The following is a 24,309-nucleotide window of genomic DNA, read 5'->3' as shown; positions in this document are numbered from 1 at the left end:
TAGCAAGGGTTTGCTTGCTACTTTAGTACTATTTAGAGTAACACAACGGTTAAAAAATGCACGATGACAGATCGGGTAATTGTCTAGCAGTTCTGATTTTTAGAAGAGATATTTTTTTAGTTCAGTAGTAATTTCTGGTGTTATTTCCTACAATGCTTGCATTAAACAGACCAACTGGTATGTCGAAGAAAATGACTATGACTACAAAGGGATTAATCTTAACTACTTTATTTTTAACGTCTTTTATTGGCCAGCCTGTATCGAGTGCTGCTGAGTGGAGTGGCGTAGTATCGACTGAAGGGCGTTACTTTTTTGAGGAGGGTGACTTTGGCCAGGAACAGGGCGAGTTTTCTGTCGCTTTAGAGCCAGAATTTTATCATCGCTGGGAAGACACCGACTGGAGTATCGTGTTTAAACCGTTTCTGCGCTGGGACAGTTTAGATGATGAGCGCAGCCATGCGGATATTCGTGAGCTGATGGTTCGTTATGTGGGTGACCAATGGGAACTTAAGGCTGGCGTCAGCAAAGTGTTTTGGGGGGTCGCTGAATCTCAACATTTAGTTGATGTGATCAACCAAACGGACTTTGTCGAGAATATTGATGGTGAAGATAAGCTAGGACAGCAGATGGTGGTGCTATCGACGGAGCAGGACTTTGGTTTATTGGAACTATTTGTTTTGCCAGGATCAAGAGAGCGCACGTTTGCTGGCGAAGAAGGGCGTTTCCGCTTCCCATTAGCGGTGGATGAGGATAACCCGATTTATGCAGACGAAGACGGTAAGCAGAGACTGGATGGTGCGATTCGTTGGTCTAAGTGGATTGGTGACTGGGATATTGGTTTGTCACACTTTTCAGGTACGAGCCGAGAGCCTTTGTTTGTTGTTGACTCAACCAATCCAGTACAACCCATGTTGCGTCCATTATACGTCACTATCGATCAAACGAGCTTAGACGTTCAAGCAACAAAAGGAGCTTGGTTATGGAAGCTAGAGGCCATGAGTCGCTCGGGGTTTAATGAAGATCGCTACTGGGCCGCGGTTGGCGGTTTTGAGTATACGTTTTTTGGCGTTACTGAAAGTGGAGCAGATTTAGGGATGATTATGGAATACCAGCATGATTCAAGAGAGACCTTGCCAGGCGGTTATCAGCAGCAAGATGTCGGAGTGTTGGGTTTTCGCCTTGCGCTTAACGATATTCAATCTACCGATGCTTTGCTCGCAATGTCTTATGCTGACGAGCAAAGCTTTGTGAATTTAGAGGCCAGTCGTCGTTTAGGGGATGATTGGAAGATGATTTTGGAAGCAAGATTGTTTAGCGTGGATGAAGATCAAGGCCCTAATTCAAGTTTGCTCTATCCCTTTAGAAATGATGATTATGTGTCAGTGACTTTTGAGCGTTATTTTTAATCTAAAGCTTAATCAAAAAAGCCCAGCGAGTTACTGGGCTTTTTTATGCACGAGCTAAATATCTCCACCCGTTTCAGTACTCAAGATATACTCAAAAATATCGTCATCGACCCCAAGCTTTAGTGCGTAAATAGCACGATAAGTCATCACTTTTTTGATGTAATCTCTGGTTTCGGTGTAAGGAATACTTTCGATCCAAACTTCTGTTGGATGGCGTCCAAAAGGTTTCCACTCATCAATGCGATGCTTACCGGCGTTATAAGCGGCGGAGGCGTAGATGGGGTTCTGTCCCAGTTGCTTGTAACGTAATCCTAAGTAGTGACTGCCAACCTCAATGTTAACGTGTGGTTTCAACAAGTCGCGGCGCGTTGAATAAGGAATATTAAATTTTCTTGAATAGGATCTTGCAGTCGCAGGCATCACTTGCATTAATCCGTAAGCTCCCGCAGGTGAAACTGCTAAAGGACCATAGGCACTTTCTTGACGCGATACGCCCATAAGCCATTGAGGCGGTAAATTTACTTTCTTTGCCATTTTGATATAGCTTTCCTTGAAGGCGGTTGGGAATCGAATGTCAGTCTCATCCCAGAATTTCGATTTGGCAATGGTAACGATACCCTGGTTGTACCATCCCCATGAGTGCGCGAACTGGGACGCCGCTTGTATTTCCTCGTCTGAGTTCATACGACTGATTTGAGTTCGCCACTCACGCGTAGCATTTATGTAGCGCTCTAACTCAAACAACTCTTTGGCGCGCTTTACATTGTCGCTTTCCTCGACACGCTTCAGTACGTCCGGAGGTAACTTAAGAGCAACATGGTTAAGTTTTAAAGGTTGCTTTAACCGAGTTGCTGCAAGGTATCCATAGTAGTCACGCTCTTCTGCTAATAATTTCAGAGTCAGCGCCGACTCTTCTTGCTCTCCCGTTTTTTGCTGTGCAATTGCCGTCCAGTACTGCCACTGATGACTTTTTTGTTGATTTATTGGCAGCAATGAATAGAGCTCTTTTATCGTTTCCCAGCGCTCATTTCGTAGTAATACCGCTAGTTTCCAATGATTAACCAGCTCATCGGTAATAAACTTATTCAAGTGATTCTTATCAAGCCAATCAAGCGCTTTCGGATTATTTTCCGTGGCGAGGGCTAGAAACAGCGTTCTTTCAATATCGTCAACGTGGTTTTGTGATAACGGAATTCTATTTTTTGTGCGCTGCCATACTTTATAGGCTTTATTACGGTCGTCCCAAGATAAACGCTGCATGGCGAAAACCAAAATCGGAGCTTCCAGGTTGGCATCTCTAGCGGGGAAAAAGTTTCTGCGATTGACTACGCCAGGGTCTTTCTTGGCTTTTACCCATAGGTCAACAATGTATCGTTTATCATGATCTAAGAAGCGCTCCAGATACTTTAACAAGCCTATCGAGCCCTCGTGTGCTGTACGATAGAAGCGGTGATAAGCAATGTTGTGATTGACGGCGCCTGAGTCGATCCATTTTTGAAAAACAGTGTCACACTCTTTAGGTTGTGACTTTGGAACGCTCCACAAATCTTCAACATCATCATGTAGCTCTTTTATAGTGCTTCCTTGGGTCAGCTTATTAATGAGGATTTTGCAGTCAAGCTTGGCATCGCGACCGTAAGAATAATACTCTTGGAGCAGTTTGTAGTTTTTATCAACAGCTAACTGATTGATAAACTGCTGTTTTAAACTGCTTGCAAGGGGCGAGTTTGCATAAGTAGTAATAAACGCATCGATGTCTGGACGGTTTTTCACGTCGAGTTTCTTTAACAGTTCTTTATACTCGAGGTAGGGGTATAAAGGGTAGTCCTTCAATGAACGTTTTAGTTTTCTATAGTTCACCAAGTCGCCATGCGCATAGGCTTTTTCAGCCGCCAAAAAAGCGAGCTGTTCAGTGCTATAAGTAGACTGAGCTTTCGACGAAAATGTGAAGGAAATTAACGAGATAGTGGACGCTATAAGAAAGTTAGCTGTAACCCGCATTGTTGAATTCTATCCTTAAAGTAAAACTTAAAATCTATTATGGCCTAAATATTCAAAACGTTGAGTAAAGAAGTGTAAGATAACTGCCAATTTGAGTGGTCGTAGCTTCGAGTTTACCGTTGTTGAACATTCTCAGTAATTAGATATCTAAAACTCAAAGAGTTCAAACAGTTTTAACCAAAGTAGGGTGTTGCAGACGTGCTTTTCAGTGAAAGGCACTTGTTTTTGTGACATGAACTGTAATAATGTGTGCGCCGTTCAGGTCGGTACAAAGGGATCAGACCTGATAAAATGTTTTGTTGCGTTATAATGTGTTACTGGCAACATCGCAATTAACACAAACTAGTCACAACAGTTAGTTACAGCGAGTAACTACAACAAAGAGTTTAGGTAGGTATATGGCTAAAGGTACAAAATATAAAGCACGTCCAATGGACGAAGATGGTTTTATTCATTACACCGACGAGGAGCATCAGATCTGGAGTGAGCTAATGGCTCGCCAAGAGAAGCTTATCGAAGGTCGTGCCTGCCCAGAGTATTTCGAAGGTCTTGAAAAAATTAACCTTCCTAAAGACCGTATTCCTCAACTTGAAGAAGTCTCAAGTGTTTTGCGTAAAGAAACCGGTTGGGAAGTGGCCTGGGTTCCGGCGTTGATTAATTTCGATAAGTTCTTTGCTCTACTAGCTGATAAGAAGTTCCCTTGTGCGACATTTATCCGTACTCGTGAAGAGATGGATTACTTACAAGAGCCTGACGTATTTCACGAGATCTATGGTCATACGGCGATGCTAACCAATCCATATTTTGCTGAATTTACAGCAGCTTACGGCAAGCTTGGCTATGAAGCGAGTAAAGAAGACCGCGTCTATTTAGCGCGCTTATATTGGTTTACGGTTGAGTTTGGCTTAATTAATACTGGCCAAGGTGATCGTATTTATGGTGGTGGTATTCTTTCTTCTATTGGTGAAACGCCCCACAGCTTAGAAGATCCTGAGGTGATTCGTGCGCCGTTTGATCCGATTGAAATGCTACGTACGCCATATCGTATTGATATCATGCAACCGAAGTACTTTGTGATTGAAGACTTCAAACAGCTTTTTGATTTAGCAAATGGCGATGTCATGGGCATGGTGGAAGAGGCAAAGCGCCTTGGTTTACGTGAACCGCTTTATCCACCAAAGGAAGAGCAGAAAGCTAGTTAGGCCCTAAATCTTTATTTGGCAGCCCGCGAGATTGTGAAATGTCGTGGGCTGTTGCATAATAGAGGGATAGATAAAGCCTTGAAATTGCTTTAATTTTTGAATTTATGTTATTGAAATTAGATAAACAACTCATCCCAACGTTTATCGTTGCGGCACAAATACGCGCTCAATGGAGCAAAGCGTAGGAATACCTATTTTTTATTAATTTGGTCTTTTGATCGTTAAAGCTGCGTATCTAGTTCGTGTAAACATTGAAGAGAACATCTCGAGAGCGGATAAGCAGGATCAAAAGGAACGTAATTCCACCTCACAATGAGGAGTTTATAAAATGACTGATACTACTTTTAACCCACTTGGAACTGACGGTTTTGAATTTGTTGAATATTCTGCGCCGAATGCTGAAGGTATTCAGAAGCTGAAAGAATTGTTTGAACTTTTAGGCTTTACAGAAGTTGCAAAGCACAAATCACAAGAAGTGTTCTTGTACCGTCAAGGCGACATTAACTTCCTAATCAATGGCGAAACTGACGGCTACTTCAACGAGTTCAGCCAGCAGCATGGTCCATGTGCCTGTGCGATGGCGTGGCGTGTTGAAGATGCACAAAAAGCGTACGAGTATGCGGTTGAACAAGGCGCTAAGCCATTCGATAAAGAAGAGCACAGCGCTCACCCAGGCGTTTACGGTATCGGTGGTTCGGTATTGTATTTCGTCGACAAGTGGGGCAAAGAAAACAACATTTATCAAGATGACTTCAACTTCTACGAAGGCGTTGAAGAGTTCCCTCGTGGCATGGGTCTACAAATCCTTGACCACCTAACGCACAACGTTAAGCGTGGTGGCATGGATGTTTGGGCAACCTTCTACGAAAACATTGCAAACTTCCGCGAAATTCGTTATTTCGATATCGCTGGTAAGCAAACGGGTTTGTTCTCAAAGGCGATGACAGGTCCTTGCAACAAGCTGCGTATCCCTATTAACGAATCTGCTGATGACAAGTCTCAAATCGAAGAGTACTTGAAAGAGTATAATGGCGAAGGCATCCAGCACATCGCGTTATCGACTGACGATATCTATGGCACGATTGAGAAGCTTCGTGAAGGTGGTATGGAATTCATGGATACGCCGGAAACTTACTACGACATGATTCCAAAGCGTATTCCAGAGCATCACGAAGATGTAGAAAAGTTGCGTAAAAACCGCATCTTGATCGATGGTTCTTTGGATCACGAAGAAGGTATCTTGCTTCAGATTTTCACTAACACTGTGATTGGTCCTATTTTCTTCGAAATTATTCAACGTAAAGGTAACCAAGGCTTCGGCGAAGGAAACTTCAAGGCGTTGTTTGAGTCTATCGAACTAGACCAACAGAAACGTGGAGTAATTTAAAATGCGTAAATGGATTGCTTTCCCGCATAAGGAAGGAACCATTTCTCGCCAAGCACACGCTGATCTACCTGAAGAAGCACCCTACGAGCGTGAGGCGGGGCGAAGCGGTTTCTTTGGCCCAACGGCTCACTTCCACCACAAGAACCCGCCGACGGCGTGGGAAAAGTGGGAAGGTCCGTTGCGTCCACGCGCTTTTGACCTCAACGAGTTGGACAAAAACTCCAACTCACCTTGGGGCGCAGAGAGCCTGTTATACAACGCCCATTGCCGCTTCCGTATTTGGAACTGCAATGAAGCGATGATGAATTTGGCGCGCAATGGCGATGGTGATGAGTTGTTCTTCATTCATAAAGGCCAAGGCGACTTGTTCTGTGATTATGGTCATATGGAAATTCGTGAGGGCGACTATGTGGTCGTTCCTCGTGGCACCATGTGGCGCATTGAACCACAAGAGCCTATGACGATGTTGTTAATCGAAGCGACTAACGATAGCTACCAATTGCCTGAGAAAGGTTTGGTTGGCCCGCAGGCGATTTTTGACCCTGCGATGTTGGATGTGCCAAGCATTAACGACAAGTTCAAAGCACAGCAAGACGATACGCCATGGGCGGTTGAGATCAAGCGTCGTGGTCAGCTGTCGCGCGTGCAATACAACTATTCGCCATTAGACGCTATCGGTTGGCATGGTGATTTGTCGGTGGTTCGTATTAACTGGCGTGATATTCGTCCGTTGATGTCGCACCGTTATCACTTACCGCCATCAGCACACACAACCTTTGTTGCAAGCCGTTTTGTGGTCTGTACTTTTGTGCCAAGACCGATTGAGTCGGATCCTGGAGCATTAAAAGTACCGTTCTACCATAACAATGACGACTTCGATGAAGTCTTGTTCTATCACGCTGGCGACTTCTTCAGCCGTGATAACATTGATGCCGGAATGGTCACGTTCCATCCATCAGGTTTTACACATGGGCCACATCCAAAAGCTTTCGAAGCAGGGCGCAAGCATGCTAAGAAGGAAACCGATGAGGTTGCGGTGATGCTGGATACGCGTGATGCATTGGAAGTGGGCGATGCGATGGCTGGGGTTGAGAATCCGGATTATTGTAATAGTTGGAAGGCCTCTGAATAACGGCCTTTTTAAGCTCTGACTTTGTTATTTTTTATGCTCGTTCACTCACGTATTGAATATACTATCGTGAACTGCGCGTAAAAAATGCCGCGTCAGAGCTCAAAAATTCACGTTATTAGTGCTTAGGTCAAATTGTAAGTAATGGCCTAAGCGGTTGAATTTAGCGTTGTTGGTGCCATATCTATTCGTACCGACAGCAGAATGAATAAAGAATTAGGATGTAGATAATGAAATTAGCTACTTTAAGAGATGGTTCTCGTGATGGTCAGTTGGTTGTAGTAAGTAACGATCTTACTAAAGCGACTAAAGTTGACTACGTTAAAACATTACAAGCGGCCCTAGATGACTGGGATGCTTTCAAGCCAAAGCTTGAAAAGACTTATCAAGAATTAAACGAAGGTCAAATTTCAGATGCCATGGATTTTGATCAAGGTGCTTGTGAGTCACCACTTCCACGCGCTTATCAGTGGGCTGACGGCAGTGCTTACGTAAACCATGTTGAATTGGTTCGTAAGGCGCGTAACGCAGAAATGCCAGAAACATTCTGGACTGACCCATTGATGTACCAAGGCGGCAGCGATACTTTCTTAGGTCCTCGTGACACCATCAAGATGGCGAGCGAAGAATATGGTATCGACATGGAAGCAGAGGTTGCTGTGATTACCGGTGATGTGCCAATGGGTGCGTCAGCTGAGCAAGCGGAAAAAGAAATTCGTTTATTGATGACGGTTAACGATGTGTCACTTCGTAACTTAATTCCAGGAGAATTGGCGAAGGGCTTCGGTTTCTTCCAAGCAAAACCTTCATCAGCGTTCTCACCAGTTGCAGTAACGCCAGACGAGTTAGGCGATAAGTGGGATGGCAAAAAAGTATTCTTACCATTAATCACACACTTAAACGATAATGAGCTTGGTCACCCTGATTGTGGCGTTGATATGGTGTTTGATTTCCCAACGTTGGTTGCTCATGCTGCAAAAACACGTCCTCTTTCAGCTGGCACGATTGTGGGCTCAGGTACGATTTCGAATAAAGATCGTTCGGTAGGGTCTTCATGCCTTGCAGAAGTTCGTATGCTTGAAATCATTGCTGATGGTAAGCCGACTACACCATTTATGCAATTTGGTGATCGAGTGACGATTGAGATGTTTGACGAGAACAAGCAGAGTATCTTCGGTCAAATTAATCAAGTTGTCGAAAAGTACGAAGCATAAAACAGAAGGAGAGGGTTATGTTGAAGCTATATAGTTATTGGCGATCGACTGCGGCTTATCGAGTTCGCGCAGCGTTAAATATAAAGCGCTTATCTTACTCCATCATTCCAATCCATTTGGTGAAAGATGGTGGTGAGCAACATAACCCCGAATATGCTGAGAAAAACCCTCAAGAGCTGGTGCCGTTATTAGACGATAACGGCAGGCTGTTGAGTCAGTCTATGGCTATCTGTGAGTACATCAACGAGGCTTTTGATGGCCCTAATTTACTTCCCAGTGAACCTTTCCTAAAGGCTAAAGTCAGAAGTGTATGTCAAGTCATTGCTTGCGATGTTCACCCACTCGATAACCTGCGAGTGTTGCAGTATTTGAAAGGTGAGTTGAAGGTGAGCGATGAAGATAAATCAACTTGGTATGCACACTGGATTTTAAAAGGGTTTGCGGCGTTGGAAGCGACCCTAAAAGAATATGCAGAACAAGGTCCTTTCTGCTTTGGCGAAGAATTGACCTTAGCGGATGTCTTTTTGGTGTCGCAGATGTACAATGCCCGAAGATTTAATGTGGATTTGACCGACTTCCCACGCTTAGTTGCTATAGAGCAACACTGTTTGACTTTGGATGCATTCAAAGATGCTCAGCCAGAGTCGCAGCCGGATGCAGTAATCCAGTAACTTAAACACTGACTCAGTTCGCGAAAGAGAGAATTAATGAAGCTAACAACGACAAAAACATTACTTGCGCTAAGTTTTGCAGCCTTAACCCCTATAACTCTTGCTGCTCCCTATGACGTGGTGGATCTTGGTGGTTTAGGTGGTAACAGTAGTGTCGCTTATGACCTGAATACTGCAGGGCAAGCTGTAGGCTTTGCGAGTGGGCCGTTAGATGAAAACGGAGAAAGAACTTTTATTGCTCATGCTGTTCAGTTTGACGAGTCTGGGAATATCGATCTAGGAACGCTTACAGACGGCACAATAAGCGAAGCAATTGGTATCAATGATGCTATGGTTGCTGTCGGATATTCTAACGAAATTTCTACAGTTGAAGATGATAACGGAAATGAGCAAGTCGTCACGCAAAATTATGCAGTGATATTTGAAGGTTCAAGCATTGCTAAGTTACCTTCTCTTGAGAGACTAACTAACGCCCGTGCTTTTGATATTAATAATAATAATTTAGTTATCCTTTCGGGCTCCTATGATGTAGACCCCGATGATGAAATATTAGCAGTTGAAAGAGCATTTGTTTTCAACCGTAATGATAACTCATATACAATGATTGAACCTTTTGATGCGGGTGCAAGCAGACGTTCTTACTTGACGTCTATAAGTGATAACAATCAAGTTGTAGGTTTTACAGATGTTATCGTTGATAACACAACAAGTGTGAAGGGGTTTGTTGCAAATACTAATGACCTTTCAAATCTTACTGAGCTTCCAAGTATTGATAACAGAGCGCTTTACCCAATGGGGCTAAACTTAGCTGGGGAGGTTGTGGGTAGTATATTCATTCCTGGTACTGGAGATCAAAGAGAGGCTTTCTATATTGATAGTGGAAACTCTCAGACAGAACCAACGTTACTTGGATTTATCAGGGAGGACTATAATGACTCGAGAGCTAATGACATCAATGATAATGGACAGATTGTAGGTAGAGCCTTGGTATCAACCCCGACTTTAGGTGAGTTTGGAGCTTTTATCTATGAAGGTGAACAGATGAAGGACCTCAATACCCTAATTGCTTGTGACTCCGGCTGGAAGCTTACAGAGGCTGTGTCAATTAACAACTCAGGACAAATTTTAGGTTTTGGAGCTAAAGATGGCGAGGTAAGAGCTTTCCGCCTGGATCCAACCGGTGAACCAGTCGAAGACTGCGGTAATAGTGATGAGCCTAACAGTGGTGGTGGTAGTGTACCAGCCTTATTGTTGGCGATTTTGGCTGCTGTTGGTTTGAGAAGACGTTTCTCATAGTTTAAGTTTATTGTTCATACAAAAAAGCCTCCAAAATGGAGGCTTTTTTGATCCTAGGCTTAATGAAAGACTACATATTTGGGTAGTTAGGACCACCAGCACCTTCAGGCGTCACCCACGTGATGTTTTGACTTGGGTCTTTAATATCACAGGTTTTACAGTGAACGCAGTTTTGCGCGTTAATCACAAATTGTGGGTTGTTACCATCGTCATCACGAACAACCTCGTAAACTCCAGCGGGACAGTAGCGCTGAGCAGGTTCGTCATATTTCTCAAGGTTGACATCAATCGGGATCGACTTGTCTTCAAGCTTTAAGTGGACAGGTTGATCTTCTTCGTGATTGGTGTTCGATACAAATACAGAAGAGAGTTTATCAAACGATAACTTACCATCAGGCTTTGGATAATCAATCTTTTTGCATTGATCTGCAGGTTTCATCTGTGCGTAATCAGGCTTAGGATCACTTAAAGTCCAGGGCAGTTTTCCGTTGAAAATATTAAGGTCAATAAAAGCATAGGCGGAGCCAATAAAGTTGCCCCATTTATGTTGTGCCGGACCAAAATTACGCTGTTGATGCAGTTCGCGCCAAGCCCACGATACTTTATAGTTAGCGCCATACTCGGTTAGCTCATCGTTTGCACGATTACCACCAAAAGCAGCCATAATCGTCTCTGCAGCGACCATGCCGGATTTCATCGCGGTATGGGTACCTTTGATTTTAGCGAAGTTTAATGTCCCGGCATTATCACCAATCAATAATCCGCCCGGAAAAGCCATCTTAGGTTGCGACTGCAAGCCGCCTTTGGTTAGTGCTCGCGCGCCATATGAAATACGTTCGCCGCCTTCAAGGTATTGCTTAATGACCTTTTGGTGCTTATAACGTTGGAACTCATGGAAAGGACTAACATGGGGGTTAGAGTAGGAGAGGTCAGTGATCAAGCCGACAACAACCTGATTGTCCTCTATATGATACAAAAATCCACCGCCAGCTGAGCCAGACTCGCTTAACGGCCAGCCCGCTGTATGTACGACAAGTCCTTCTTGGTGCTGCTCAGAAGGCACTTTCCATAACTCTTTAATGCCGATACCGTAGTGTTGAGGCTCTTTGCCTTCGTCAAGATTGAACTTGCTGATCAGCTCTTTACCAAGATTGCCTCGACAGCCCTCAGCAAATAGGGTGTATTTAGCGTGAAGTTCCATGCCTGGCATGTAACCGTCTTTTTTCTCGCCGTCTTTGCCGACACCCATGTCGCCAGTGGCAATACCTTTGACGGAGCCGTCGTCGTTGTACAACACTTCTGACGCCGCAAATCCTGGGAAAATTTCAACGCCCAGTGCTTCTGCTTGCTCAGCTAACCAACGACACAAATTACCTAAGCTGATGATGTAGTTGCCATCATTATGCATGGTTTTAGGGACAAAGAAGTTCGGTACCTTTGTCGCTTTATTTTCATTTTTCATGAGGTAGATGGAGTCGCCAGTCACTTTTGTATTAAGTGGCGCGCCTTTTTCTTTCCAGTCTGGGATTAACTCATTCAGAGCCGTTGGTTCAATTACTGCACCAGATAGGATATGAGCTCCCACTTCTGAGCCTTTTTCTACGACACATACCATCAATTCTTTATCGTTCTCGATGGCTAATTGACGCAGCTTGATAGCTGCTGACAGTCCTGAAGGACCCGCACCAACTATCACAACATCAAACTCCATAAATTCGCGTTCCACCTAGATCTCCTCTTAAAATTGATTAAAAATCATTCAAAATATGGCTAAAATCACGATCAACTATTGACCTTAAGCCAGTAAAACGTCACCATTACGCCCTATTTTACAAAAGATAGGCGTCTATTTCGTCTATATTTGGCAGAGATTATACATACGATAGGGTTTTCATGAAAATTCTAGTTGCAATAAAACGAGTAATTGACGCGAACGTAAAGGTTCGTGTGAAGCCAGACAATAGCGGTGTGGAAACTGCTAACGTAAAAATGTCTATGAATCCATTCTGTGAGATTGCTGTTGAAGAGGCCGTTCGCTTAAAGGAGAAAGGCATCGCTTCTGAGGTTGTCGCGGTATCTATTGGTAACCAACAGTGCCAAGAGACTTTGCGTACAGCGTTAGCACTTGGTGCTGATAAAGCAATCTTGGTAAAAACTGATGATCAGTTAGAGCCATTAGCAGTATCAAAAGTATTGAAGAAAGTTGTTGAGCAGGAGGGGCCGGAAATGGTGCTTCTTGGTAAGCAATCTATCGACGGTGATAACAACCAAACCGGACAAATGCTTGGTGCATTATTAGGTTGGGGCCAAGGTACTTTTGCTTCAGAGGTTGAAGTCGAAGATGGTAAAACAAAAGTGACGCGTGAAATTGATGGCGGCCTACAAACTATCGAGTTAAAGCTGCCGGCAGTTGTGACAACTGACTTGCGTTTAAACGAACCTCGCTTTGCTTCGCTTCCTAATATTATGAAAGCGAAACGTAAGCCGCTTGATGAAATTGCATTGGCTGACTTAGGCGTGGACACTGCTAACCGCACAGAAACTTTGAGCGTTGAAAATCCGCCTGAGCGTAGCGAAGGTATCAAGGTTGAAACGGTAGCTGAGCTGGTTGATAAACTGAAGAATGAAGCGAAGGTGATCTAAATGACGACTTTAGTAATTGCAGAGCACAATAACAGCGAATTACAGGCTTCTACTTATAACGCTATCGCTGCAGCTAAACAGCTAAGCGGTGAAACGGTTGTGTTGGTAGCTGGTCACGACTGTCAGTCAGTTGCTGACCAAGCTGCGAAAGCAGAAGGCGTTGATAAGGTTCTATTGGCTCAGGCTGAGTTTTTAGAGCACTTGCTTGCTGAAGATGTTGAAAAGGCTGTGATGGCTCAGGAAGGCGACTATTCGCACATCCTAGCGCCTGCATCGACGTTTGGTAAGAATATGATGCCACGCATTGCTGCTTTATTAGACGTGCAGCAGATTTCAGATATCATTGCGGTGGATTCAGACGATACATTCAAGCGCCCAGTGTATGCAGGTAACGCTATCGCTACGGTGAAAAGTAACGACAGCAAGAAAGTGGTCACAGTTCGCGCAACAGCATTTGATGCACTTGCTACTGAAGGTGGCTCTGCTTCGATTGAAAATGTTGATGCTGGCTCTCACACTGAACTCAGCAACTATGTTGGTGAAGAGTTGACTGAGTCTGAGCGTCCTGACTTAGGTACTGCAAAGGTTGTGGTTTCTGGTGGTCGCGGTATGGGCAATGGCGAAAACTTTGAAATGCTAGAAACCCTAGCGGACAAGTTAGGCGCAGCTGTTGGTGCATCGCGTGCGGCTGTTGATGCAGGCTTTGTTCCTAATGATTACCAAGTTGGCCAAACCGGTAAAATCGTTGCGCCCGAGTTGTATATCGCTGTCGGTATTTCTGGCGCGATCCAACACTTGGCTGGTATGAAAGACTCTAAAGTCATTGTGGCTATCAACAAAGACGAAGAAGCGCCTATTTTCCAAGTTGCCGATTACGGTCTTGTTGAAGACTTATTTAAAGCCGTTCCAGAGTTAATTGACGCTCTGTAATTGTTTTAAAGGTTAGATATAAAAAAACCGCCAAACGGCGGTTTTTTTTGCTTTATGTTTGTCATTCCAGATTCATCACAAGTACTTTCCAAGCTCGTCCACACGCTTCTCTGAAAGCTTCAAGAACCCGTTCAGTCAACTTGATGAGTAAATTACTTTGACGTTCATTTTTTGGCGAGCAAAAAAACGAACCAAAAAACTCGCCCCTAAAAGTTAGGTCCGTTGGACTGCCCTCACAGTTAAAAATTACTTAACGAGCCTCAAAACGAAACATCCTGTTTCGTCTTTGCTAAATTGGGCTATCCCTGCCCAATTTGCTCTATAATTTTAAAGTGTGAGGCTAACTTTTAAAGGGGAATGTAGCGCACTTTGAGAGTTGTGCGCTAAAGGAGTTTCTATGCTGCGTTTGTTGATTCGAAGATTTTGTCAGCGCTAGCTGCAACAAAACCTTGATACAACTCACCGTTGTCCATTGGGAAGCGTTCTGCGAATTCGTAGAAACATGAACGGATAGGGTGCTTGCCGCCATTAAATTCCCAGTCAACAATATTCGCCATTGTTGCACTTTGCTTTAAGCAAACCTCTTCGTTTCCTTTAATTTCGCCGCCACTGTTGTTCAGCTCAAACCCTTTATCTTTAAGAAACTGGTTTACGGCTTCAAGACTATCCATGCCGCGCAGTTTGTTAACTGATACAGTAAAGTGGTTCGCTCGCAGACCAAAGGCCGCTAACCAAGCTGCATACTCACTTTCTTCCAATAGGCGCTCGTAAGCTTCACGGGTAATCTTGCCCCAAGGACGAGACGGTAATGTGAGACCGTCTTTGCGAATATTCCAATTCGCCTCGGCAATCAAGCCGCGGCAAAACATTTGAAGTTCTGCTGAAAATTCTTCAAGTAGCAGTTCGCTGACAAAGATTTTCGGTGCATTTTCGTCACTGTCGTGTTGAAAGTGCTTGGCGTAGAGTTTCTTTTCTTCAAAGTGATACTCGCCAGCAGCGTAATAACCAAACTGCTCGAGGTGTTTACCAATGTTTTCGAGGTTGATTGCACCTTCATTGAAAGTACGGAGGGCAATATGATCATTAATAATGGTATCATCGCCAAGTGCCTGAAATTCTTCATGAATCGAGTCGGCATCTGGTGTAATCGCTAAATAATCATTCCACAATGCATCAAATAGAGCCTTGTGATCTTGGGTAGACATAATATTAAAAACCTACTTGTTTAATAAATGAATCTGGTAAGAGGACAGACCAATTGTACAATCTTTGGCCTGTCACTTTCAAATCTTAGGCTGCCTATATGGTGATATGTTCTCGAATTTAAAGGTCTTTTACACTTTTCATGACATGTTTGAACACGCCAGGTGTAGCTGCGAGAATGCTTTTTGACTTTTCTTGGTGTGGGTTGCCTTTAATGTCGCCTACGAAGCCACCGGCTTCTTTGATGATTAAGATGCCTGCTGCTGTGTCCCATTCACTTAAACCGAACTCCCAAAAGCCATCCAAGCGACCCGCAGCAACATAGGCTAGATCAAGTGATGCAGCACCAGCGCGACGCATATCAACACACAGTGGGAATATCGTTTCAAAGTAGCGTAAATACTCTTCAAGATCCTGATGGCCACGGAATGGAAAGCCTGTGGCGAGTAGCGAGTTATCAAGTCTTTTCTTTTCACTCACGCGAATTCGGGTATTGTTAAGTTGTGCGCCGCCACCGTTCGAGGCAGTAAAGCATTCATCTTTAATCGGGTCATAGACCACAGCAGCAAGAGTTTTTCCTTTTTGCTTGACGGCAATTGAGATGGCGAAGTGAGGGATACCTTGTAAGAAATTTGTCGTACCGTCTATCGGATCGATGACCCAGACAGTATCGCCTTCACCGTGTTGGCCGCTTTCTTCAGCAAGAATGGCATGATCAGGGTAGCTGTATTTAATGGTATCAATAATGATTTCTTCGGCTTGTTTGTCGATATTGCTGACATAGTCGTTAGGACCCTTGCTTTGTGCAATGATTCTATCGCGGTTAGCAAATGCTTTTGCCACGAAATTTCCTGCACGTTCTGCCGCACGTACGGCAATGTTTTTGTACGCATTCATAGTGATACCACCAAAGTCAAAGAACAGTCTGTTTAGCAAAACAGCGCCCATAAATTGGGCAAATAATGAGCATTTGCTCGAAAACGGTGCGAATCATAGCAAAAGTTATTGATTTTAAGAAGGCCTAAGACTGTATTTTTCTCATAAATAGCGGATGCTCATGGAGAAATCCTGATAATTAATAGTGGGGTTCTGGCATATGCTCTGATACTATACGTTCTTGTAAATTATCAACTTTTTTGTCTGAATGGTGAAAGAATCACAAGCCCACAAAGAGCAGCACTTTTTACAGCAAGTTAAGATTGTGCTTTGCCAGACCAGTCATCCTGGCAATATTGGTGCAGCTGCTCGCGCCATGAAAACCATGGGCCTGAAGCACTTGGTGTTGGTTAATCCAAAAGAATTTCCGTCTGATGAGGCGTTAGCACGTTCATCAGGAGCTACGGATGTTTTAGAAGCTGCTCATGTGGTCTCGACCTTAGAGGAGGGGATCGCGGACTGCCGTTTAGTCATCGGTACCAGCTCTAGAAACCGAGCCTTGCCATGGCCTTTAGTCGAGCCACGAGAAATCAAAACCATTTTAGATAAAGAGCCTACCGCGCTACCGATGGCGATCGTGTTTGGGCGTGAAAGCACTGGCTTGCTGAATGAAGAGTTACAGCTTTGCCATTACCACGTCAATATTCCTGCCAACCCCGAGTACATGTCGCTCAACCTCGCTGCTGCCGTTCAGGTTATATGTTATGAATGTCGGTTATTAGCCCTCGATAGGGATAGTTCGTTACATTCGGTGGCTGACGCTGCTGATATTGATGACGAAGTTGGGAGTGAGCGAAAAGCGACGGTCAAGCAAACGGAAGGCTTATACCAACATTTTGAAAATGTCATGACCGAAACCGGCTTTTTCGATCCGGATGAGCCGAAGTTATTGCCCGCTCGGTTGCACCGATTATTTGCTAAAGCGCAATTAACCGAAGCCGAAGTCAATATTATGCGTGGGTTCTTGGCGTCGATGACAAAGCATATGAAGTATCAGTTATTGAACAATGACAAGAGTGGCGAGGATTAAGAATGTTTTCTAGGATTAAAGAGGACATTAAAAGCGTATACCACCGCGATCCAGCGGCGCGCAACAATTTTGAAGTACTCACTAATTACCCAGGCTTACACGCAATTTGGATACACCGTGCTGCTCATAAGCTTTGGAATGCTAATTGGAAATGGCTCGCTCGGACTTTGTCGACACTAGCGCGCTGGCTTACCGGTATTGAAATACATCCTGCAGCGAAAATTGGACGTCGCTTTTTCATCGACCACGGTATGGGAGTGGTCATTGGCGAAACCGCAGAAATCGGTGATGACTGCACGCTTTATCATGGCGTAACTTTAGGCGGTACCAGCTGGAAAGAAGGTAAACGTCACCCAACGCTTAAAAATGATGTTGTCATTGGTGCTGGTGCAAAAGTGCTGGGACCGATAACGCTCGAAAGAGGTGCTCGAGTAGGCTCGAACGCTGTGGTGATAAAAGATGTGCCTGAAGATACCACCATGATCGGCATCCCGGCACGCCAAGTCAGTCGACAGAAAGATACTGAACAAACGGTATTTGAGGCATATGGCATCAGCACTCAACAGCAAGATCCTATATCTCAAGCTATTCGAAGTTTACACGAACACTCTCGTGCCCTTGAAAAGCAGATGGAGTTGATTGCTTGCGCCCTGAAGAAACAAGGCATTGACTATGCTGAGCTTGATCTCCCTGACGTTGATTGCGATGAGCTTCTACGATTTGACTCAAAAGACCCCGATGGAGTCTACAAGGAAGGCGAAGTTGATCCTACAGAGAAAGAACCTTCCGACAAAAACTAGTCAGCTCTAACCGCTTGATTTAATTAATGAGAATCAGTTGCATTTAACCGAGTAAACTACTAGGTATTTATACTAATGCAATTGTTCAGTGTGATTAGTTATCTTTATCCAATAAATATTATTTCTATGAAAATCAATGCATTAGCTGTCACCCTGGGATAGATAGTCACACTTGTCTAAAGTTGACTAAATTAGTCGGGTATGAGATCATAAAGCTATCGAAGTAAAGGTACTGATATGAAGTTAAGCACCAAGGGTCGATATGCTGTAACGGCAATGCTGGACTTAGCGTTGCACACAGGGAAAGGCCCCATAACATTGGCAGAAGTTTCAGGTAGGCAGCATATTTCGTTGTCATACCTAGAGCAGCTTTTTGCGCGTCTGCGCAAAGCCAATCTGGTGGATAGCGTTCGCGGTCCCGGCGGTGGTTACGAGTTAAAGCGTCCTGCGACACAAATTAGCATCGCAGAGGTTGTTTTAGCCGTAAACGAACCCATTACTGCTACTCGCTGTAATGGCAAAGGCGACTGCCAGGGTGGAGATGTTTGCTTATCTCACCAATTATGGTCAGAGCTTAGCGATCAGATATACCAGTTTTTGAGCGGGATAACGTTAGACCATGTTATCCAGAGAGATTTTGTTCAGCAGGTGGCTGAACGCCAAAATGTGCGTTTTCGTGAAGAAGACGTTATAGCTTTTGGCTAACTTTTGAATTGTGCTTGATATTTTAGCGGAGAAGAGAATGAAATTACCCATCTATCTTGATTATGCAGCAACCACGCCAGCAGATCCGCGTGTTGCCGAGAAGATGGTTCAATACATGAGTATTGATGGCATCTACGGTAATCCCGCGTCTCGTTCCCATAAGTTTGGTTGGGAAGCGGAAGAAGCGGTTGATGAAGCAAGACAGCATGTGGCGGACTTGATTAATGCAGACCCACGCGAAATCGTATGGACTTCGGGTGCTACCGAGTCTGACAACCTCGCCATCAAAGGTGCTGCACATTTCTACGGCAAGAAAGGCAAGCATGTCATCACAGTTAAAACTGAACACAAAGCCGTTTTAGACACTACGCGCCAACTTGAGCGCGAAGGTTTTGAAGTGACCTATCTTGATGTTAAAGACGACGGTCTGATTGACATGGATGAGTTTAAGAAAGCTCTTCGCGACGATACCGTTGTTGTGAGCATCATGCATGTCAATAATGAAACCGGCGTAGTTCAAGACATCGACGCTATCGGTGAACTGTGCCGTGAGCGTAAAATTATTTTCCACGTGGATGCAGCGCAGAGCGCCGGTAAATTACCGATCGACGTGCAAAACACCAAAGTCGACTTGATGTCGATTTCTGGTCACAAAATGTATGGCCCTAAAGGTGTTGGCGTATTGTATGTGCGTCGTAAACCGCGGGTTCGTTTAGAAGCGCAGATCCACGGCGGTGGTCATGAACGCGGCATGCGTTCTGGTACCTTGCCAACTCACCAAATCGTAGGTATGGGCGAAGCGGCACGTATCGCGAAAGAAGATATGGCGAAAGATAATGAGCGTATTATCAGTCTTCGTGAGCGTTTATGGCGTGGTGTTAATGATATGGAAGAAGTCTATCTTAACGGCCATGAAGAACAGCGCGTAGCAGGAATTATTAACATCAGCTTCAACTTTGTTGAAGGTGAGTCATTGATAATGGCGCTTAAAGATTTAGCAGTATCATCAGGCTCTGCGTGTACATCAGCAAGCTTGGAGCCTTCATACGTATTGCGTGCGCTAGGTCGTGATGACGAGCTGGCACACAGTTCAATTCGCTTCAGTATTGGTCGTTTTACCACTGAAGAAGAAATTGATTATACCATTGAGAAAGTTCGCGAAGGCATTGGTCGTTTGCGCGAATTATCTCCATTGTGGGATATGTATAAAGAAGGTATCGACCTGTCAAAAGTTGAGTGGCAGGCACATTAATTTGGAGTGACCAAACTGGCGCTCCCCACGTCTCAATTGACGTGACTTTGAAAGGCAACAGGGGCCAGTGTTGAATGAACATCAGCCCCGCTTGGAGAGATTATTATGGCATATAGTGAAAAAGTTATTGATCATTATGAGAACCCACGTAACGTTGGTGCGTTCGAAAAAGATGATACGACTGTAGGTACTGGTATGGTAGGCGCTCCAGCTTGTGGAGACGTTATGAAACTGCAGATCAAGGTGAATGAACAAGGCATCATCGAAGATGCAAAGTTCAAAACTTATGGTTGTGGTTCTGCTATCGCATCAAGTTCGCTAGTAACCGAGTGGGTTAAAGGTAAAACCGTTGACGAAGCTCAAGCGATCAAGAACACAGACATCGCTGAAGAACTAGCGTTGCCACCAGTGAAAATTCACTGTTCAGTACTGGCAGAAGATGCAATTAAAGCTGCAGTAAAAGACTTCAAAGAAAGAAGTCAAAAGTAACGACATTACAAGCAAAGCGAAATCAATAGGTACAGGTAATTTATGGCGATCACTTTATCAGACTCAGCAGCAGAGCGTGTAAAGTCATTTCTAGAGAACCGTGGTAAAGGCATCGGAGTTAGGCTCGGTGTAACGACGACGGGCTGCTCTGGCTTGGCTTATGTTCTAGAGTTCGTAGACGATCTCAATGATGAAGATATTGTGTATGAGGATAAAGGCGTTAAAGTCATTATCGATCCAAAAAGTAAACTGTACCTAGAAGGCACTCACTTGGAATTTAAGAAAGAAGGATTGAACGAAGGTTTTGAGTTCGTGAATCCGAATGTGAAAGGTGAGTGTGGGTGTGGTGAGTCCTTCACCGTCTAGTGGCCTAATTTATCCATGGTTTTGTTAAATTTAAATTCGCTGTTGGTCATTTATTATTTATAAATTCCCTAGCCGAATTTAAATTTGCCTCACCCTGAATAAATTATTCTCACTAGAAAATTCAACTATCTCCAAACGAATTTAATATTATGGCAGAAGCGCAGCGAAATTATTTTGAATTATTCGGCCTTGAGCCGAATTTTTTCGTCGATCAAAAAGATCTGTCGAGTAAGTTAAAGCGCTTGCTTCAGTCTGCCCATCCTGACCGTCATGCGCAAGGTGGTAGTCAGCAGCAGATGTTAGCAATGCAGAAAACGACTCGCTTAAATGATGCTTTTGCCGTACTGAAACATCCCGTCAAACGTGCTCAATACCTTCTAGACATTGAAAAAGGTATTGATACCACAAAAGATCACACCGTTAACGATCCAGAGTTTTTAATGCAGCAGTTAGAGTTGCGCGAAGAGTTAGACAACCTAACGAAGCAAAAAGATGCGTCAGCGTTGATGAGCTTTGCCGATAAAATTGAAGCGATGGCAGAAGAGCAAGAAGCTTCCTTAGGGCAGCTTTTTGAGCAAGACGATTGGGATCTTGAAGCATTAAAAGTATCGATTTATAAGTTACAGTTTTTGCACAAGACTTTGCACGACATTGAACTCGCTGAAGATACAATTTTAGATTAAGTAAATTATTATGGCATTACTGCAAATTTCAGAACCCGGTCAAAGCACAGAACCTCATCAGCATAAATTGGCCGCAGGCATAGACCTAGGTACAACAAACTCGCTGATTGCTACAGTGCGTAGCGGTAAGGCTGAAACCTTGGCTGACGCTAATGGCAAACATACAGTGCCATCGGTCGTTCATTACACTAGCAAGGATGAGTTTGAGGTCGGTCATAAAGCCAAGTCCCAACAAGCTATCGAGCCAGGTAACGTTATCAGTTCAATTAAGCGTTTAATGGGCCGTGGATTGGCTGATATGGATAAGATTAAAGAGTTCAGCGCTAACCAGTTGGTTGAGTCTGAGTCTGGTATGCCGGGTGTGATTCTTGACAATGCCGTTGAAAAAAATCCGGTTGAAGTGTCGAGCGATATTTTGCGCACTTTGGCTGACCGCGCTGAGCAAACCCTTGGCGGCGAATTAGGCGGTGTTGTGATCACGGTACCTGCCTATTTTGATGAAGCCCAGCGTCAAGCGACTAAAGATGCTGCACAATTAGCGGGCTTAAAAGTATTGCGTTTACTTAACGAGCCAACAGCAGCAGCTGTGGCTTATGGTCTTGATACCGGCAGTGAAGGTATTCATGCCATTTACGATCTCGGCGGCGGTACTTTTGATATTTCCATTTTGCGTTTACAAAAAGGCGTGTTTGAAGTATTGGCGACTGGCGGGGATAGCGCGCTTGGTGGCGATGACTTTGACCGTGCCATTGCGCATTATTTAGTTGAACAAGCAAATATTGATAGTGATGATCGTCGTGCGCACCAGCTTGCAATGATCAAAGCTCGCGACATCAAAGAGGCATTAAGCAATACCGATACGGTTGATGTCAATTTCCTTGACTGGGATGGCCAAATGAGTCGCCAACAGATTGAAGATATTATTGCGCCTATCGTCGATAAAACATTATTGTCTTGTCGTCGTACCTTGAAAGATGCCGGTATTAAAGTTGATGAAGTCGATAAAGTCGTCATGGTCGGTGGTTCGACACGAGTACCACTGGTGCGCGAAAAAGTTGAAAAGCATTTTAAAGTACCGCCACTAACCGATATTGACCCAGACAAAGTGGTTGCTATCGGTGCCGCGATTCAAGCGAACGTCCTTATCGGCAATAAGTCTGACGACGATATGTTGTTATTGGACGTGATTCCGTTATCGTTAGGCGTAGAAACCATGGGTGGTCTCGCTGAGAAAATCATTCCAAGAAACACGCCAATTCCAATCGCAAAAGCACAAGAGTTTACGACCTTTAAAGATGGCCAAACGGCGATGGCGATTCATGTGGTCCAAGGTGAGCGTGAGTTGGTCGATGACTGCCGCTCACTAGCGCGGTTCGAACTGCGTGGTATTCCGCCAATGGTCGCTGGTGCAGCTAGAATTAAAGTGACTTATCAAGTTGATGCAGATGGTTTATTACAGGTTTTAGCCGAAGAAACGACTAGCGGTGTTAAAGCTGACATCACAGTAAAGCCGTCATATGGCTTAAGCGATGATCAAATCACTAACATGCTACAAAGCTCCTTTAGCCACGCAGAAGGCGATATGGAAGCTCGGATGCTGCGTGAGCAGAAAGTTGAAGCAGCACGTGTCATCGAGGCTGTGACAGCAGCGTTGAACGAAAACGGAAAAGAGTTACTCAGCGACAGCGAATATGCTGCAATCCAGTCGTCACTTGAGCAGTTGAACCAAACGACTCAAGGTGACAGTGTTGAAGCTATCGAAAAAGCTGTAGAAGCGGTTGAGAAAAGTAGTAATGAGTTTGCTAGCCGCCGTATGGATGCTAGCATTGCCAAGGCTCTTGTGGGCCATGAAGTTGACGATATATAGGGTAAATAAATGCCAAAAGTTATATTTTTACCTCATGAAGAGTTGTGCCCAGAAGGCGCAGAAGTAGAAGCAGAAAAAGGCCAGTCTGTATTAGACGTGGCTTTAGATAATAAAATTTTTATTGAGCATGCTTGCGAAATGTCATGCGCGTGTACAACATGCCATGTGGTCGTTCGTGAAGGTTTTGACTCACTTGAAGAGAGTGACGAGCTAGAAGATGATATGCTGGATAAAGCTTGGGGATTAGAGCCTGAGTCACGTTTAAGCTGCCAAGCTTTAGTGGACGATGAGGATTTAATCGTAGAAATCCCTAAGTACACCATTAATCAGGTCTCAGAGCGTCATTAGGCGTCTTTTGAAGGAGTAGCTTATGGGCTTAAAGTGGACAGATAGTCTAGATATCGCTATTGAGTTGTATGAGAAGTTCCCTGAACAGGATCCGACTCGTATTAATTTTATGGACTTACGCAGTAAAGTCATTGAGCTTGATGAGTTTGATGATGATCCAAACCGTAGTGGCGAAAGAATTCTTGAAGCCATCCAGGCAGCTTGGATTGAAGAGGCTGAGTAGGACTTAGAAACGATAAAAAAGCTTAAAAATTCGCGTATAAAGGTTGTATTTTCCGTAAAAAACAGTATTATACGCGTCTCATCAGCGATGGTGAGCTTGGCTAGAAAGATAGCCAAATCAATGGGTTGCTAGCTCAGTCGGTAGAGCATCTGACTTTTAATCAGGTGGTCACAGGTTCGATTCCTGTGCAACCCACCATATTCATCCCTTAGGGGAGCATAAAGCCGCATAGCGAAAGCTAAGCGGCTTTTTTGTTTGCCATTTATAATCTCAATGACATCATAAAAAATTATTACAGATTTATGGCGTTAAAGGGTTGTCTTTTTGGTTAAAAACGGTATTATACGCGCCATCAAACGAGGCGTTGCCTTAGTTGATTTGGGTTGCTAGCTCAGTCGGTAGAGCATCTGACTTTTAATCAGGTGGTCACAGGTTCGATTCCTGTGCAACCCACCATATTTATCCCCTCGGGGAGCAAAAAACCGCTAAGTACGCTTAGCGGTTTTTTTGTATCTGGATGGTCTTAAT

Annotated in this window: 23 protein-coding genes and 2 tRNA genes; 21 read left to right on the top strand and 4 right to left on the bottom strand. The window is 44.2% G+C overall.

What is annotated here, in order from left to right:
• The first annotated feature begins 197 nt into the window (after positions 1-197).
• On the top strand, positions 198-1,406 hold the full coding sequence (locus ABD943_RS01475) for a hypothetical protein (RefSeq protein ID WP_345291424.1): 1,209 nt from the start codon (positions 198-200) through the stop codon (positions 1,404-1,406).
• A gap of 54 nt (positions 1,407-1,460) precedes the next feature.
• On the opposite strand, the gene ABD943_RS01470 is transcribed toward ABD943_RS01475, so the two are convergent.
• On the bottom strand, positions 1,461-3,407 hold the full coding sequence (locus ABD943_RS01470) for a transglycosylase SLT domain-containing protein (RefSeq protein WP_345291423.1): 1,947 nt from the start codon (positions 3,405-3,407) through the stop codon (positions 1,461-1,463).
• A 398-nt stretch (positions 3,408-3,805) separates the two neighbouring features.
• Between ABD943_RS01470 and phhA the strand changes: the two genes are divergently transcribed.
• The 6 genes from phhA (at position 3,806) to ABD943_RS01440 (ending at position 10,306) form a co-directional block, all read left to right on the top strand.
• Positions 3,806-4,609, top strand: a complete 804-nt coding sequence (gene phhA / locus ABD943_RS01465; RefSeq protein ID WP_345291422.1) for a phenylalanine 4-monooxygenase — start codon at positions 3,806-3,808, stop codon at positions 4,607-4,609.
• Positions 4,610-4,937: 328 nt separating this feature from the next.
• A complete protein-coding gene (gene hppD, locus ABD943_RS01460) occupies positions 4,938-5,996 on the top strand; it encodes a 4-hydroxyphenylpyruvate dioxygenase (protein ID WP_345291421.1) in 1,059 nt (352 codons plus the stop codon).
• Position 5,997: 1 nt separating this feature from the next.
• Positions 5,998-7,128, top strand: a complete 1,131-nt coding sequence (locus tag ABD943_RS01455; protein WP_345291420.1) for a homogentisate 1,2-dioxygenase — start codon at positions 5,998-6,000, stop codon at positions 7,126-7,128.
• Between the two features lie 227 nt (positions 7,129-7,355).
• The gene (locus ABD943_RS01450; RefSeq protein WP_345291419.1) at positions 7,356-8,339 is read left to right on the top strand and encodes a fumarylacetoacetate hydrolase family protein; all 984 of its coding nucleotides are present in this window, start codon (positions 7,356-7,358) and stop codon (positions 8,337-8,339) included.
• A gap of 17 nt (positions 8,340-8,356) precedes the next feature.
• Positions 8,357-9,010 carry a maleylacetoacetate isomerase gene (gene maiA, locus ABD943_RS01445; RefSeq protein ID WP_345291418.1) on the top strand — a complete coding sequence of 218 codons (654 nt, stop codon included), beginning with the start codon at positions 8,357-8,359 and terminating at the stop codon, positions 9,008-9,010.
• A gap of 36 nt (positions 9,011-9,046) precedes the next feature.
• A complete protein-coding gene (locus ABD943_RS01440) occupies positions 9,047-10,306 on the top strand; it encodes a DUF3466 family protein (RefSeq protein WP_345291417.1) in 1,260 nt (419 codons plus the stop codon).
• A 70-nt stretch (positions 10,307-10,376) separates the two neighbouring features.
• Here ABD943_RS01440 and ABD943_RS01435 read toward each other — a convergent pair whose 3' ends face one another.
• A complete protein-coding gene (locus tag ABD943_RS01435) occupies positions 10,377-12,032 on the bottom strand; it encodes an electron transfer flavoprotein-ubiquinone oxidoreductase (RefSeq protein WP_345291416.1) in 1,656 nt (551 codons plus the stop codon).
• A 167-nt stretch (positions 12,033-12,199) separates the two neighbouring features.
• On the opposite strand from ABD943_RS01435, the gene ABD943_RS01430 reads away from it, so the two are divergent.
• Positions 12,200-12,949: an electron transfer flavoprotein subunit beta/FixA family protein gene (locus ABD943_RS01430; protein ID WP_345291415.1), complete on the top strand. Its 750-nt coding sequence runs from the start codon at positions 12,200-12,202 to the stop codon at positions 12,947-12,949.
• Positions 12,950-13,879 carry an electron transfer flavoprotein subunit alpha/FixB family protein gene (locus tag ABD943_RS01425; RefSeq protein ID WP_345291414.1) on the top strand — a complete coding sequence of 310 codons (930 nt, stop codon included), beginning with the start codon at positions 12,950-12,952 and terminating at the stop codon, positions 13,877-13,879.
• A gap of 395 nt (positions 13,880-14,274) precedes the next feature.
• On the opposite strand, the gene ABD943_RS01420 is transcribed toward ABD943_RS01425, so the two are convergent.
• Positions 14,275-15,084: a DUF1338 domain-containing protein gene (locus ABD943_RS01420; protein ID WP_345291413.1), complete on the bottom strand. Its 810-nt coding sequence runs from the start codon at positions 15,082-15,084 to the stop codon at positions 14,275-14,277.
• Positions 15,085-15,202: 118 nt separating this feature from the next.
• Positions 15,203-15,979, bottom strand: coding sequence for an inositol monophosphatase family protein (locus ABD943_RS01415; RefSeq protein WP_345292668.1), 777 nt, complete (start codon positions 15,977-15,979; stop codon positions 15,203-15,205).
• Between the two features lie 247 nt (positions 15,980-16,226).
• Here ABD943_RS01415 and ABD943_RS01410 point away from each other — a divergent pair, with 247 nt between their 5' ends.
• The 12 genes from ABD943_RS01410 (at position 16,227) to ABD943_RS01355 (ending at position 24,237) form a co-directional block, all read left to right on the top strand.
• Positions 16,227-17,048, top strand: coding sequence for an RNA methyltransferase (locus ABD943_RS01410; protein ID WP_345291412.1), 822 nt, complete (start codon positions 16,227-16,229; stop codon positions 17,046-17,048).
• Between the two features lie 2 nt (positions 17,049-17,050).
• Positions 17,051-17,848 carry a serine O-acetyltransferase gene (cysE, locus tag ABD943_RS01405; protein ID WP_345291411.1) on the top strand — a complete coding sequence of 266 codons (798 nt, stop codon included), beginning with the start codon at positions 17,051-17,053 and terminating at the stop codon, positions 17,846-17,848.
• Positions 17,849-18,085: 237 nt separating this feature from the next.
• Positions 18,086-18,553: an Rrf2 family transcriptional regulator gene (locus ABD943_RS01400; RefSeq protein ID WP_223579510.1), complete on the top strand. Its 468-nt coding sequence runs from the start codon at positions 18,086-18,088 to the stop codon at positions 18,551-18,553.
• A 37-nt stretch (positions 18,554-18,590) separates the two neighbouring features.
• Complete coding sequence (locus ABD943_RS01395; protein ID WP_345291410.1) at positions 18,591-19,805, top strand: IscS subfamily cysteine desulfurase; 1,215 nt, start codon at positions 18,591-18,593, stop codon at positions 19,803-19,805.
• A 105-nt stretch (positions 19,806-19,910) separates the two neighbouring features.
• Positions 19,911-20,294 (top strand): Fe-S cluster assembly scaffold IscU, encoded by a 384-nt coding sequence (gene iscU / locus ABD943_RS01390; protein WP_345291409.1) that lies wholly within the window; start codon positions 19,911-19,913, stop codon positions 20,292-20,294.
• A gap of 42 nt (positions 20,295-20,336) precedes the next feature.
• Entirely contained in the window at positions 20,337-20,660 is a 324-nt protein-coding gene (gene iscA, locus ABD943_RS01385) for an iron-sulfur cluster assembly protein IscA (RefSeq protein WP_345291408.1), read from the top strand.
• Positions 20,661-20,809: 149 nt separating this feature from the next.
• The gene (gene hscB / locus ABD943_RS01380) at positions 20,810-21,343 is read left to right on the top strand and encodes a Fe-S protein assembly co-chaperone HscB (RefSeq protein WP_345291407.1); all 534 of its coding nucleotides are present in this window, start codon (positions 20,810-20,812) and stop codon (positions 21,341-21,343) included.
• A gap of 10 nt (positions 21,344-21,353) precedes the next feature.
• On the top strand, positions 21,354-23,210 hold the full coding sequence (gene hscA, locus ABD943_RS01375; RefSeq protein WP_345291406.1) for a Fe-S protein assembly chaperone HscA: 1,857 nt from the start codon (positions 21,354-21,356) through the stop codon (positions 23,208-23,210).
• Positions 23,211-23,219: 9 nt separating this feature from the next.
• Positions 23,220-23,558, top strand: a complete 339-nt coding sequence (fdx, locus tag ABD943_RS01370) for an ISC system 2Fe-2S type ferredoxin (RefSeq protein ID WP_345291405.1) — start codon at positions 23,220-23,222, stop codon at positions 23,556-23,558.
• Between the two features lie 22 nt (positions 23,559-23,580).
• On the top strand, positions 23,581-23,781 hold the full coding sequence (gene iscX, locus ABD943_RS01365) for a Fe-S cluster assembly protein IscX (RefSeq protein WP_345291404.1): 201 nt from the start codon (positions 23,581-23,583) through the stop codon (positions 23,779-23,781).
• A 122-nt stretch (positions 23,782-23,903) separates the two neighbouring features.
• Positions 23,904-23,979: transfer RNA gene (locus ABD943_RS01360), tRNA-Lys, on the top strand.
• Between the two features lie 182 nt (positions 23,980-24,161).
• Positions 24,162-24,237, top strand: a tRNA-Lys gene (locus ABD943_RS01355).
• Positions 24,238-24,309: the final 72 nt, after the last annotated feature.

It is taken from the genome of Kangiella marina (genome assembly GCF_039541235.1).
In the GTDB taxonomy this organism is placed as follows: domain Bacteria; phylum Pseudomonadota; class Gammaproteobacteria; order Enterobacterales; family Kangiellaceae; genus Kangiella; species Kangiella marina.
Note: the sequence above shows the minus strand (reverse complement) of the source record. Positions and strands in the feature narration are given on the sequence as shown.